General features: G+C 73.2%; 11 protein-coding genes. 3 read left to right on the plus strand and 8 right to left on the minus strand.

Features of this window, described 5'->3' with window-relative positions:
- Positions 1-8: 8 nt before the first annotated feature.
- A complete protein-coding gene (locus FB455_RS14350) occupies positions 9-560 on the minus strand; it encodes a peroxiredoxin-like family protein (RefSeq protein ID WP_030272072.1) in 552 nt (183 codons plus the stop codon).
- 69 nt (positions 561-629) lie between these two features.
- On the opposite strand from FB455_RS14350, the gene FB455_RS14355 reads away from it, so the two are divergent.
- Positions 630-1,253, plus strand: a complete 624-nt coding sequence (locus tag FB455_RS14355; RefSeq protein WP_030272074.1) for a TetR/AcrR family transcriptional regulator — start codon at positions 630-632, stop codon at positions 1,251-1,253.
- Between the two features lie 75 nt (positions 1,254-1,328).
- On the opposite strand, the gene FB455_RS14360 is transcribed toward FB455_RS14355, so the two are convergent.
- The 4 genes from FB455_RS14360 to FB455_RS14375 form a co-directional block, all read right to left on the minus strand.
- Entirely contained in the window at positions 1,329-1,769 is a 441-nt protein-coding gene (locus FB455_RS14360) for an HNH endonuclease (protein WP_013475060.1), read from the minus strand.
- 217 nt (positions 1,770-1,986) lie between these two features.
- The gene (locus FB455_RS14365) at positions 1,987-3,123 is read right to left on the minus strand and encodes a hypothetical protein (protein WP_013288892.1); all 1,137 of its coding nucleotides are present in this window, start codon (positions 3,121-3,123) and stop codon (positions 1,987-1,989) included.
- Positions 3,124-3,177: 54 nt separating this feature from the next.
- A complete protein-coding gene (locus FB455_RS14370) occupies positions 3,178-4,722 on the minus strand; it encodes an FAD-dependent oxidoreductase (protein WP_030272078.1) in 1,545 nt (514 codons plus the stop codon).
- Positions 4,723-4,919: 197 nt separating this feature from the next.
- The gene (locus FB455_RS14375) at positions 4,920-5,399 is read right to left on the minus strand and encodes an MSMEG_6728 family protein (protein WP_013475062.1); all 480 of its coding nucleotides are present in this window, start codon (positions 5,397-5,399) and stop codon (positions 4,920-4,922) included.
- Positions 5,400-5,486: 87 nt separating this feature from the next.
- On the opposite strand from FB455_RS14375, the gene FB455_RS14380 reads away from it, so the two are divergent.
- On the plus strand, positions 5,487-7,271 hold the full coding sequence (locus tag FB455_RS14380) for a potassium channel family protein (protein WP_174361746.1): 1,785 nt from the start codon (positions 5,487-5,489) through the stop codon (positions 7,269-7,271).
- A gap of 94 nt (positions 7,272-7,365) precedes the next feature.
- On the opposite strand, the gene FB455_RS14385 is transcribed toward FB455_RS14380, so the two are convergent.
- Complete coding sequence (locus FB455_RS14385) at positions 7,366-8,607, minus strand: APC family permease (protein ID WP_186466400.1); 1,242 nt, start codon at positions 8,605-8,607, stop codon at positions 7,366-7,368.
- A 298-nt stretch (positions 8,608-8,905) separates the two neighbouring features.
- Between FB455_RS14385 and FB455_RS14390 the strand changes: the two genes are divergently transcribed.
- Positions 8,906-10,051 (plus strand): glycoside hydrolase family 25 domain-containing protein, encoded by a 1,146-nt coding sequence (locus FB455_RS14390; protein WP_145753661.1) that lies wholly within the window; start codon positions 8,906-8,908, stop codon positions 10,049-10,051.
- Between the two features lie 97 nt (positions 10,052-10,148).
- On the opposite strand, the gene FB455_RS14395 is transcribed toward FB455_RS14390, so the two are convergent.
- Entirely contained in the window at positions 10,149-12,719 is a 2,571-nt protein-coding gene (locus FB455_RS14395) for a glycosyl hydrolase family 18 protein (RefSeq protein WP_145753663.1), read from the minus strand.
- An 85-nt stretch (positions 12,720-12,804) separates the two neighbouring features.
- On the minus strand, positions 12,805-13,572 hold the full coding sequence (locus FB455_RS14400; protein WP_071097580.1) for a phosphatase PAP2 family protein: 768 nt from the start codon (positions 13,570-13,572) through the stop codon (positions 12,805-12,807).
- Positions 13,573-13,579 lie beyond the last annotated feature (7 nt).

Here is a 13,579-nt window from a genome sequence, read left to right on the forward strand (position 1 = left end):
GTCCGCCGTCACCGCGACGCGCGGTCCGCGCTGACGTGGGCCAACAGCTCGTCCACCGACCACTGGTCGGAGGCGTGTTCGCCGTATTTCTCGGCGAGCACCCGCCCGTCGGGTGCGATCAGGAAGTCGGCCGGCAGCCCGAGCCGCCCGCCGTGCGGGGAGGCGGACGGCAGTCGCTCCCGGCCGCGCAGCACGTGCCAGGTGCCGGTCACCACTGCTCGCAGGATCGGCAGCCAGGCGCGCGGGTCGAGCAGCGACCGCCGCGCCGACTCCACGCCGAACTCCCGGTAGAGCCGCCGGTCCGGATCGGCCACCACGGCGAACGGCAGGTCGGCGACGTGCTCGCGCAGTTCGTCGGCGGGGGAGTGGAAGAGCACCACCTCGCGTACGCCCGCGGCCTCGATCTCGGCGTGCCGGCGGACGATCGAGCGCAGGTGGAGGTTGCAGACCGGGCAGCCGGCGAAGCGCCGGAACTGGAGGTGGATCAGGCGGTCCGGATCCGGCAGGTCGATCCCGGTGCCGGTCACGCTGGTCAGGTGGCGGGGGGTGACGACGTCCATGCGCGCTCCCGTTGTAGGCGTACGACGTACTCCTACAACCGTAGGCGTATCTTGTACGCTGTCAAGGCCATGCCCCGTCCCCGTTCCCTGACCCCGGCCCAGCTCGCCGACGCGGCGCTCGCGGTGCTCGACCGGGACGGCCTCGCCGGCCTCACCATGCGCGCAGTCGGCGCGCAGCTCGGCACCAGCACGATGGGCCTCTACCGCTACGTCGCCGACCGGGACGAACTGGAGGCGCTCGTCGTCGAGCGGGTCCTCGAACAGGTGGACACCCGTCCGCCGGGCGACGTCCCGTGGCCGGACGGCATCCGGGACCTGGCCGACCGGGTGCGCCGCGCGGTCGGCGTCCATCCGGCAGTGGTGCCGTTGCTCCCCGCGTACCGGCACCGCTCGCCGACGATCCTGCGCTGGGGCGAGGCGGTGCTCGCGGTGCTGACAGGGGCCGGCTTCACCGGCGTCGGACGGGTGATCGCGTTCCGCGCCCTGCTCGGCTACGTGGTCGGCGCGATCCAGATGGAACACCTCGGCGCGCTGTCGGGCCCCGGAACGGCTGTCATCGCGGCGCTGCCCCGCGACGAGTTCCCCCTGCTCGCCGCGACCGCGCGCGAGGCCGGCGCGGTCGCACCGGAGGACGAGTTCGGCGGTGGGCTGGACCTCCTGCTCGACGGGCTGGCCCGGCGTCTCGACAGCTAGGCGACTTGGTGGGACCGGCGGGCGCGGCGCCGGGGCTCACCCCCGGCACCGCCCCCTGTGCCCGCCGGCCGTCCGTCACCGCGCCAGTGCGGCCCAGCTCGGCGTCACCGGCTCCCGCCGCAGCGGCATGCCCGCCTCGGCCGGGGTCCGGTCGCCCTTGCGCTGGTTGCACGCGTAGCAGGCGGCGGTGGTGTTCCCCCAGGTGTTCCGGCCACCGCGCGAGCGGGGCAGGATGTGGTCGATCGTGCTCGCCGCGCCGTCGCAGTACGCGCACTTCCGCCGGTCGCGCGCCAGCACCCCGGCCCGGGACCAGGCCGGGCCGGCGCTGAACCGCCAGCGGGTCACCACGTACCGGACGAGGCGGACCACACGCGGCAGCGGGAAGACGCCGATGACCCGGTCGGGCTCGGCCTCGTGGATCTCGGCGACCCGGCGGCAGAGCATCCGGATCGCGTGCTTGACGGTGACCCGGTGCAGCGGGCCGAGGTCGGCGTTGACGACGAGGACGGCGTCCACCGGGTTCTCCCTTCACGATCGGCGGTACGGCGACGAAAAAGCCGCCCGGTCCACGGGGACCGGGCGGCGACGACGGGGACGCGCGAGGCGCGTCAGTCGTGCCCTCCGGGCCAGGGACCGTGTTCCCGGCAGCCGTCGCCGAGCAGCCACGACGTCATCGTGGTGGCGGGTCGTAGCGACATCGACGGCTCCCGGAGCGGTGGTTGACCTTGCGCGCTCACGGTAGATCGATCCGGGAATCGTGGGCAACGTATTTCGATCCGTCGTCGGCGGGCCGCCGCTGCCGTCCGGCCCGGCCGGCGCGCCTCGCGGCGGCGAGCGGCCGGTCGATGCGGGCGGTCATCTGCACCACCAGCTCGCTGTCCAGCAGCGGGCGGTTCACCTCGGCCGCCACCGACAGCGTGGGCGTGGAGATCGACCGCCAGATCGCGGTGAGCCCGGCGCCCAGGCCGACGAGCGCCACCGCCGCCCGGGTGGTGGGGGAACCGGCCGCCGCGGCGGCGCTGACCCCGACGACCGCCAGCAGCACCACCAGCAGGGGCGCCAGCACCGGCCAGAAGATCCCACGGGCGGCCTGCGCCACCAGCTTCCGGTCCCGGATGACGACGTTGCGGGCGATCACCGCCCAGTTCTCCTCGTCCAGCAGGTCGCGCGGGTGCAGGCCGCCGGTCAGTACGTCCTGCCACAGGTCGCCCTGGTTGCGCAGCTCGCGGGCCAGCTCGGCGAGCCCAGCCTCGCCCGGGTCGCCCACAGTGGCACGACCGACAGCCGTCGCCCAGGCGGCGAGCGAGCGGCGCACCACGGCGGCCGAGTACGGCGGCAGCACGCTCGCCAGCTCGTCCAGCCACCTGCTGATCTGGAGATGCCGGCCGCCGAAGCGCGCGGCGAGCTGGCCGGCGTCGCCGCGCCGCACGGTGTCGGCGAGCGAGCGCCCGAGCCGGTACGCCACACCCACCCGGTGGTTCGTCGCCATCGTCCAGCGCAGCACGTCGATGTTGAGGTCGTCGAGCGCGCGCAGCAGCGTTTCCCGGCCCGCCTCGGTGGCGCCCCGGGCGGCGGCGGTGGACGGCACCGTACGGCCCGCAGTGGTCAGCGGCGCGATCTGGGCCAGCGCGACGTCCACGCCGTCGAGGTACATGCCGAGCCGGTGCCGTCCGGCCAGCTCGGTCAGGTTCGACAGTTTCGGCGGCGCGGGCGCCGGCCGGTGCCCGTCCCCGGTCAGGTCGGCGGTCTGCGCGTGGTGGTAGGCGTCCGCCATGGACCAGCCGAGTCGCAGCGCGGTGACCACCGCGGTCCGTTCGTCCCGAGGTGTCCCGTGCTCCTCGTCGCGCCGATCCCGCGTCGCGGTGCTCACCGCCCGACCTCCCGTGTCGCCGGATCAGTCGAGCGTAGAGTCGATTTTATGCGCTTATGACCGTTTCGGCCCAGCCTTGCCGGCCAGCAGGCCGCGCGGCCGGATCGACCGGACCGGCTCGGCCGCCGCGCCCTCGGCACGGAGGATGTGGTTCGCGGCGATGATCCCGGTGGCCGCCGACCGTTCCATCAGCGCACTCGGGAAGTCGGTGCGAATGCCGTCCCCGGCCAGGTAGAGGCCCGGCGCGTCGGTCTCCACCCCCGGGCGCCAGGCGTGGCTGCCAGGCGTGAACGCAGGCGCCTGCGCCTCGACGCGGGCCCGCAGCTCGCGTACCCGAAGGTCGGCCACCTCCGGCCAGAGCGCGGTCAGCTCCCGCAGCATCCGGGCGGCCAGCTCGTCGGCCGGCACGTCCGGCTCGCAGGCGTACGCGTGCAGCTCCACCACCGAGCCGCCTGTGCGCGCGGCCCAGCGGCGGGGCTCGTCCTCCAGCCGGTGGTAGAGCGTCACCGAGTCCAGCGTGGGCTGCCGGGAGACGCCGCTGAACACCGCGCGGTCGGCCCGGACGTCCCCGTCCATCCAGTAGCGCGCCACCGCGTACGGCGGTCCGGGTCTGCCGAACGCGGGCATCCGCGCCACCAGCTCGGGTGCCGCCGCGACCAGGCCGGGGGAGGCGTCGACGAGCGCGGCGAGCGCGGGCGGGTCCACCGCGAGCACCACGTGCGGCGCCTCCCAGACGTCGCCGTCCGCGCCGGTCACCCGCCACCCCGCCGGGGTACGGTCCAGCCGGGCCGCCGCCGCGCCGGTCAGCACCCGGCCGCCGTGCTTCTCCACGTACCGGGTCAGCGGCTCCCAGATCGCCGTGCCGTAGTCCCGATCCGGGCAGTCGAAGGCCAGCCCCTCCGGGTTGCCGAGCAGGTAGAAGTGGAACTGCGCGATCATCTCGGCGGCCGACATCTCCGCCTCGTGGTTGAAGAACGAGTGCGAGAAGACCTCGAACAGCATGGCCCGCGCCCGGTCCGGCAGCCGCAGCGAGGTGAGCAGATCGTCGGCGGTCCGCTCGTCGAACTCCTCGTAGGTGCGTACCGGGTCGTAGGTGAGCAGCGGCAGCGCCGCGTCCCGGTCCATCGTGCGCAGGTCGGCCAGGCGCAGGCTCGGGCTGCGCAGCAGCAGCGCCAGCAGGTTCGCCGGCGGCGCGGGCGGCAGCTTGCCGAACTCCTCCGTGGGCCACTGCTCGGACAGGATCGGGTAGCCCGGGATCGGCTTGAGGAAGCCCAGCGCCGGGTCGACGCGGCGCAGGATCGACCGCCAGTTCCAGTACTGCCGGAAGAACGCGTGGAAGCCGTGCTCGTTGCGCTGGACGCCGTCGGACAGATCCTCCGGCCAGGCGCCGAGCCGCCCACCGAGGTGCGGCGCCGCCTCCAGCACCGTCACCGCCACCCCACGCTCGGCCAGCACCACCGCCGCCGACATGCCGGCGATGCCGCCGCCGACCACCAGCGCCGGGACCGGGCGCGGCACGCGGTCGGCGCCACCGCCGCCCGGGTCCACCACGTGCTCGCGTACGCCGATCAGGCGACCTACCACTTGCGACAGACCCACGGGGCATCCTCCAGTCGGCGGTCCCCCCAGTCTGCCCGAGGTGAAAGGAAGGGGCCCCTTTTAACGCATACGGATGTGCGGGGCCCCTTCTTAACGCCGCGTCGCCCCCGTGCTGGGTGCGCCGCGTGGGTGTGTGGGGCGAGGTGTTAACAAGGGGCCCTTCCTCTACCGCAGGCGTTAATAAGGGGCCCTTCCTTTCACGGCAGGCAGCGGCGGGGGCGGTCCGACGGCGGCCAGACGTACTCCAGGTCGGGGGAGACGTCGGTGAACAACCGTGCATAGTGGGCGGGGTCCTTGCGCAGGAGCGACGACCGGTGGCTGCGGTGCAGGTCGTCGCGGCCCAGCCAGGGCGGCAGCTCACCGGCGGCGGCCAGCTCGTCCTGGGTGCGTATCACCGAGATGCCGCAGGCGGCGGCGAGGTCGGTGGCGAGCGTCCCGGCGCAGGTGTCGGCCCGGCCCGGCTCGCACCACACCGCGCACATGTCCAGCCCGTACCGGGTCAGTGCCTCCTCGTACCCGGCCCACATCTTCACCGCGGGGTGGTTGCGCCAGCCGTAGTCCGGCCGGGTCAGCCCGCGCAGCACCTGGATCGCCTCCACGCGCTGCTTGCCCAGCCGCTTCTGGTCCAGCGTGCGCGCGCTGGCCAGGAAGTCCGGATACGGCAGGAACGTCTGCATGGCGGTGCTCTACCCGTACCCGGCCGTGCCATGCGTTCATGATCGCCGGGGCTGCGCGGATCGCGAGCGGCTGACTACGATCCGGACATGGCCGAGCCTCTGCGCGACCGCGCGCGCCGCGCAACCGGCTGGCGGCTCCGGATGAACGGTGACGAACGCCCCCACTACGTGGTCTGCGGCTCCGACCCGCTCGCCTACTGGGTGGTCCGGTCGCTGCTCGCCACCGACAGCGCCGACGGCCGGGTGCGGGTCACGCTCGTGGTGCCGGGCCGCCGCCGGTCCGAGGGCCCCGACGGCCGGGACGTGCCGGGGGTACGTGTGGTCACGGCGGAGCGCCTCGACGAGGCCGCGTTCCGCCGGGCCGGGCTGGCCGGCGCGGCCGGGCTCGCCCTGCTGCATCAGGACGACGTGGGCAACATGCACGCCGCGCTCTGCGCGCAGGAGGTCGAGTCGCGGCTGCGCCTGGTGGTGCGGATGTTCAACACCAACCTGGCGGACGGGCTGCGGCAGCTCTTCCCCGACTCGGCGGTGCTCTCGGACGCCTCGATCGCCGCACCCGCCTTCGTGGCCGCCGCGCTGGGCGAGGTGGCGCCGACCCACTTCCGGCACGCGGGGCGCACGCTCTACGTGGCCCGCCGCGACGACGTACGCCAGCAGGACGTGGTCTGCGGCCTTGCCGTCACCACCGATCCGGACCTGGTCCGGGTGCTGCCCGCTGACGAGGCGGCGGCCGACGTGGTGCTGGCCGAGGCGACCGGGCGGCCGGCGGGCACCGAGGTCGCCGCGCGGCGGCTGGTACGGGCGCGGCGGCGCAGGCAGCCGGTCGCCGTCCTGCTGCGGGCGGTCCGTCACTTCGCCACCCGCAAGATCGGTATCGCGGTGCTGGTGCTGCTCGGGGTGATCGCGGCGCTGGGCTGGCTCAACGCGCGGGCCGCCGACGTGAGCTGGAGCGAGGCGGTCTACCTGACGCTGGTCACCACGCTCACCGGCCAGGATCCGGACGTCAACAAGCCGGTCGCGGCCCAGGTGATGCAGGTGGTGCTCAACCTGGCCGGGCTGGCGCTGATCCCGCTGATCACGGCCGCGGTGGTCGACGGCATCGTCAACGCCCGGCTGGCGTTGCACGCGGGCCGGGTCCAGCCGGACCGCTCCGGGCACGTGGTGATGGTCGGGCTGGGCAACATCGGCACCCGGGTGATGGCGCAGTTGCACGACTTCGGTGTCGAGGTGGTGGCGATCGACAAGAACCCGGACGCACGCGGCGCCCCGCTGGCGCGCCGGCTGGGGGTGCCGCTGATCGTGGGCGACGCGGGCCGGGAGGAGACGCTCCGGTCCGCCTCGGTGGACACCTGCCAGGCGCTCGTGGTGGTGTCCACCGACGACGGGACGAACCTGCGAGCGGCGCTGATCGCCCGGTCCCTCGACCCGGACCTGCGCGTGGTGCTGCGGCTGTTCGACGGCGACTTCGCCGAGCGGATCCAGCAGGCGTTCGGCATCGGCATCTCGCGCAGCGTGTCCTATCTGGCCGCGCCGGCGTTCGCGGCGGCCCTGCTGGATCGCGCTGTGGTCGCCACCATCCCGGTCGACCGGCACGCGCTGCTGGTCACCGAGGTGCCGGTGGTGGCCGGTTCGCCGCTGGACGGGAGTCCGCTGAGCGCGGTGGCCCGGCCCGGCGAGGTACGCCTGCTCGCGCACACCCGGCCGAACCAGAAGGCCGACTGGTCGGCCGACCCCCGGATGGTGATCCAGGCCGGTGACCGGCTGACTGTGGTGGCCCGGCGGGCCGGGCTGACCGCCCTGCTCCGGGAGACCACGCCCGCGCCGCCGCCGGCACCCACCGGCCCGCCCGCCGCACGCCGCCCGCAGGAGTGAGTGACCGGACGCGCCAGCGGTGACGGCCGCCGGGCGCCTCAAGGGCAGCCGGCGCATCAAGGGCTGCCGGCCGCGTCAAGGCGGCCGGGCCGCGTCAGGCAGGTCGACGACGGTTGCGGACCGCGTACCCGAGCGCGCCGAGGGCGAGCACGCCGAACCCGGCGAGGACGCTCGGCAGCGGCAGGTTGACCGCCAGCACCAGGCAGCCGACGAGCCCGAGGGCGGCGAGCAGCCGTACCGGGACGCGCCGGGCCGGGTCCGGGCCGAGCGTCAGCGCCGACGCGTTGGTGATCGCGTAGTAGACCAGCACCGTGCAGCTGGAGAAGCCGATCGCGCCCCGGATGTCGCCCACTGTCACCACGGCGGCGACCACGGCGGCCACCGCCAGCTCGGCGCGGTGCGGCACCCGGTGGCGCGGATGGACCGCCGCCAGCGCGCCCGGCAGATCGTGCCGCCGGGCCATCGCCAGCATGGTGCGGCCGACGCCGGCCAGCAGCGACAGCAGCACACCGGTGACCGCGACTGCGGCGCCGGCCCGGACCAGCCAGGCCAGGCCCGGGTGCCCGGCGGCGGTCACCACCTCGACCAGCGGCGCGTCGGTGGACGCCAGCCGGTCGGCGCCGAGCACGCCGAGCGCGACCACTGCCAGCGTCAGGTAGATCGCCAGCACCGCGCCGAGCGCCAGCGGCATCGCCCGGGGGATGGTGCGCTCCGGGTCGCGGACCTCCTCGCCCAGCGTGGCGATCCGCGCGTACCCGGCGAAGGCGAAGAACAGCAGGCCGGCGGCGGTCAGCACGCCGGCCGCCCCGACTCCGGCCGGCGCGGTGAGCCGGTCGGCCGCCACCTGCGGCGCGCCGGTCACCGCCACCACGGTGAGCACCGTGAGCACCACGGCGACGAGGACCCGGGTGGCGGTGGCGGTCTTGCCGATGCCGCGCAGGTTCACCGCCGTCACCGCCACCACCGCGAGGACCGCGACGAGCCGCGCCCGCCCCGGCCACAGGTACGCCCCGACGGTCAGCGCCATGGCCGCGCAGCTCGCCGTCTTGCCGACCACGAATCCCCAGCCGGCGAGGAAACCGGCGAACGGGTGCAGCCGTTCCCGGCCGTAGACGTAGGTGCCGCCGGACTCGGGGTAGCGGGCGGCGAGCCGGGCCGAGCTGGTCGCGTTGCAGTAGGCGATGAAGCCCGCGACCGCCAGCGCGACCAGCAGGCCCGGACCGCCCGCGGCAGCCGCGGCCGGTGCGAAGACCACGAAGACGCCCGCGCCGAGCATCGAGCCCAGACCGATGACCACCGCATCGGGTACGCCGAGTCGCCGCGCCAGTTGTTCCACACCGGCAGCCTAGGGCGCTCAGGTGAACGGCAGGTGCCCGCCGCCCGGAAATTGACGAAAATGATTTGCATAATTAATCGACGTTCAGCGGTGGCCGATCGCCGAACCCCTCGGTAGAGTCGTTTACGCAGGTCAAAGCGGGAGCGAATCGCCCCGCCAGCGCGGTTCGCAAATGTTCCGTGCCGATTATCCGATGGCGATGATCAGATTCTTTCTGCGTCGATCGGGCAATGGTGCCCTCGAATCGGCTCCGGCAATTTCGGGAACGTCTTCTCCGCGAACGCGGGAGGTACCGCACATGACGCTTTTCGGCTGGGACGCCAGTGACTACGACGTCGACCGGGGGTTGACGGCCGACCGGATCCGGGAGGCCCGCGCCGCGGGCATCGACTTCATGACCTACAAGGGCACGGAACAGTCGCGCGACGGCACGTTCCACAGCCAGTACTACGGGGTGATGCTCACCGCCGCAAAGGACGCGGACATCCCGTTCCTGGGCATGTACGTGGTGGTGCACTCCGACGTCTCCATCGAGGACCAGGCGGCCACCGCCATCGACTACGCCGACAAGCACACCCCCTGGTGGCGCACGTACGACGGGTTCTTCTGGCAGATCGACCTGGAGCGCTGGCCGACCGACGACGTGCCCCCGCACATCGGCGTCGACGTGGGCCGGGAACTGGAGGAACGCACCGGCAAGGTGGCGGTGATGTACGCGTCGCGCGGCCAGTACGGCGACGACGACCTGGGCGACTTCCCGCGCTGGAACGCCGACTACCCGTACCGGGTGGCCGAGGACTTCAAGGCCGCGTACGCGCGGGCCGGCGGGGACTCCGGCCCGGGCTGGACGCGCTACGGCAAGCCGGCGGAGACGCCGCGCATCTGGCAGTTCACCGATTCGGCCATCATCGGCCGCCAGCACACCTGCGACGCGGACGCGTTCCGCGGCACCGCCGACGACTTCGCGAAGATGATCGGGGAGAAGACGTCCACGACGACCAAGCGGGACGTGATCGCCACCTTCCACAGCACCGCGCACGCCGGCGACACGCTCGACACCACCGACCGGTTCCACGCCATCCGCTGGGCCACCGGCCTGTACCACTGGACGGTGCCGGAGACCGGGCTGGTGAGCATCCAGGCGACAGTCGACCTGCGCGGGTTGCGGCGTGACGACCTGGTCCGGATACGCGCCGAGTACACCCGGCCCGGAGACGCGGAGAACGACACCCCGTTGCTGCGGCAGGAGCGGGTGTCGGTCGACCCGGAGACCACCGGCGGGGTGTTCGTGGTGAGCACGCCGGACGAACGGGTCGAGCTGCCGAAGGGCACCCAGATCCGCGTCCAGGTGGCGGTGCGGCCGGCGGACGACGACCACCGCCGCAGGCTGACCTACAGCACCCGCACCCGGATCAGCATCGTGGAGATCCGGACGGCAGGCTGAGCGCCGTGCCCGCCGTTCCACACACCGTAGGCCCGGGTCCCCCGGGTGAACGGCCGGTGCCGCCGGCAGGATTCCGCCGGCGGCACCGGGATCGGGTTCAGCAGGGCCCGTTGTCGGTCCACACGCCCTGGCTGTTGGTCCCCGGCACGTCTCCCTGGGTCCACCACCGGGAGGTCCACCGGTGTCCGCCGTAGGACACCACGGCACCTCCGGGGTACGCGGTGCCCGCGGCCCAGGCCGGCGCGGCACATGCACCGCCGGTGGGTGACGGCGAGCCGGTGGGTGACGGCGAGCCGGTGGGCGTCGGGGAGGTGGTCGGCGTCGGGGAGCCCGTGCAGGCACCCTGGTCGGCCCAGACCGCGGCGCTGCCCGGCGTCTCGCCCTGGGTCCACCACTTCGCGCTCCAGGTCCGTCCGGCGTGCGAGACGGTTGCACCGCCGGAGTACGCGGTGGACGCCGACCAGGCCGGCGCGGTGCAGGTGCCCCCGCCGGGTGGGACGGAACCGCTCGGGCTGGGCGACGGCGTGACCACCTCGCCACCACGTGCCCAGTCCCCGGCCAGCGCGTACGTCTGGCCGCCGAAGGCGAGCGTGAAGTTGGCCGGGCCGGAGATCGGGAGCTGATAGTTGAGCGTCACCTCGGCGTAGGAGCCGGGCGCGATTGCGGCCGGCACGGTGAGGCGTACCCGGTTGTGGTCGCCCTTCAGGCCGCCCACGTTGCTGCCGGTGTGGCCGGTGGTGACAGTGGTGAGCGCCCAGCCGGACTGCTGGCTGAGCGTGGCCGGGGTGGTGGTGGGATAGTCGAACTCCAGGTGCGCGCCGGCCGGGATCGGTGCGCCGGTGTTGTTGGTCAGCCGCAGCTCGGGGTTGATCGGGTAGTTGTTGTCGCCGAGCGCGAAACCACCCATGCCGACCGCCACGTCCAGCGTCCGGGTGGGCATGGTGATGCCCGCCTTGCGGGCGCCGTACGCCGGTGCGGCCTTCAGCCGGTCGTAGAGCAGCGTGGTCAGCGTGTCGCCCATGCCGTACCGGCCCTTGGCGGAGTCGTAGGCGTAGTCGCCGGCGAGTTCCCAGATCATCACGCCGCCGAGGCCCTTGGCCGCGACGTAGTCGGCCTTGGCGGCGAGCGACTGGTCGTCCTCGGTGGAGAGGAAGACCTTCTTCTCCGCGTTCCACAGCCAGGGCGCGACCAGCGCGGCCGAGTAGTTACGGGCGTAGCTGCCGCTGATCCGGTCGGCCGGGTCGGTGGCCGGGGTGAGGCCGTATCCGGCCAGGTAGTCGCCGGTGATGCCGGCCTGGAGGTTCTTCGCGTGCCACATCGGGTTGGCGCCGCCGGGCACCTCGTTGCCGGCGGCGTCGAGGTCGTGCCAGAGGTTGTCGATGCCGACCGCGCCGTTGCCGCAGGGGGTGGTGGAGCCGATCGAGCCGCCGGTGCCGGCCGGACACTTGGTCTGGTCGGGCAGCGCCGCCCGTCCCCACAGGCCGTTGGTGCCGCCGGTGACACCCTGCCAGCCCCGGGTGTAGTAGGGCACGCCGATGTTCACCCTGCCGCTGGGCAGCGCGCCCCGGAAGTAGTGGTACGCCCAGTCGGTGTTCAGGTAGCCGATGCCGGAGTAGGCGCCGTACACGCCGCCCGCGGCCAGCTCGGCGTCGTCGCCGTTGTCGTAGAGCGCCGCGTTCGGCCCGACGAAGTGGTTCCACGCGCCGTGCAGGTCGTAGGACATCGCGTTGACGTAGTCGAGGTACTGCAACGCCTGGTAGGACTCCATCCCGCGCAGCAGCCAGCCGGACGCGGGCGCGGCCACGGTGAGCAGGTAGTGCCTGCCGTCGGTGGCGGCGGCCCGGTCGAGCTTCTCCCGCAGCGTGCGCATCAGCACCTGGTACGAGGCGTTGAGACCGGCCCGCTTGGCGTCGGCCTGGGCGAAGTCGAGCGGGTTGCCGGCCTTGTTGTTGGAGGTGGGGTACTCGTAGTCGATGTCCACCCCGTCGAAGCCGTACGTGCGCAGGAACGTCACCACCGAGTCGGCGAACGTGTTGATGCCGGCGGTGTTCACCGTGTTGGTGCCGGTGGTGGTCATCCGGTAGAAGCCGCCGGAGTCGATGCGGTTGCCGCTGTCGTCGATGAAGCCGCCGGTCTCGGCCCAGCCGCCGACGCTGATCAGCGTTCGGACTCCGGGGTTCTGCTTCTTGTACTTGTTGAGCAGGTTGAAGTGCCCGGTGTACGGCAGGGCCGGGTCCATCTCGGCGCCGGCCACGCCGGGCCAGGTCATGTTCGTCGCCGGGTTGTCCGGGGCGCCGGGGTCGCCCACGGAGATGCGGTTGCCGCCGTCGACGTGGGCGAACGCGTAGTTGATGTGGGTGACCTTCTGCCAGGGGATCTGGTTCACCAGGTAGGCCGGGGCGCCGTTGCGGCCGGTCCGCCAACTGGTGAAGTAGCCGATGATCCGGCGGGTGTGGTCCGCACCCATCTTCTCCCGGCCCGCGGTGTCGTAGACGGTGCAGTAGGGCACCGAGACCCCGGGCGTGCGGTAGAGCCCGTCGGGCCGGCACGCCTCGTCGTCGGCGGCGGCCGACCGGGCGTCCGGGGCGGCCACGACCACCGCCGTCATCGCGGTCAGCAGACCGGCGGCGCCGGCCGACAGCCAGCGGCTGATTCGTCTCGCCAGCACGCGCACCTCCTACATTTAACAAACTTAACTGTTAAGGTTGCTAAATGTATACCGGTGTCGATACGCCGAGACAAGAGGCGGACTGCTAGTCGAGATGCTCCGCCGGCCGGGCCCAGCCGTGGAGCCGCGCCGGCAGCGGCAGGCTGTTCCAGGGCACCCGGTGCAGCAGGCGGTCCAGCAGCAGGCCGAGCAGCAGCCCGGCGACCGAGTCGGTCAGCCAGTGCCAGCCCAGGTAGACGGTGGTGCAGAAGACCACCGCCGGTGGCACCACCCGGACCACTGTGACCAGCCGGGGCGGCACTGTGCGGCCGAGCGTGCGCACGAGCGGGGCCAGCAGCAGGGCCAGGACGCCGTACCAGACGATCGAGTTGGCGACGTGCCCCGACGGGTACGACTGCGCGAAACGCACCGGCAGGTCGTGCTGGAACAGCGGCAGCGTCTGCTCGGGCGACAGGAACGGCTCCTTGACCGAGGCGCTCGGCGCCGGGCGGGCCGTCCACACCTTCAGCGGGCCGATCGTGAAGAACGTGAGCACGAACCCGGCCACCGGCGGCAGCAGCGGCCGCACCGAGCGCAGCCGCCACGCCAGCAGCACGCCCAGCCCGGCCGCGAGCAGCGTCAGCGGCGTGCCCTGGCCGAGCAGGTTCAGCGTCATCGCCACCCAGCGGGCGGCGGCCGGGCGGTTCTCGTCGGACCAGTCGGCCACCGCCCGGTCGAGGCCGAACAGGTGACCGGAGGCGAGCGCGACGGTCAGCGCCACCACTGCCGCGAGCAGCAGCAGGTCGAACCACCACCCGGCCGGCCGGACGGGCCGCAGCCGCAGGTCACCGCGTACCCCCGAGGTCTGACGCACGCGACCA

Source organism: Micromonospora sp. CNZ296 (assembly GCF_007827635.1).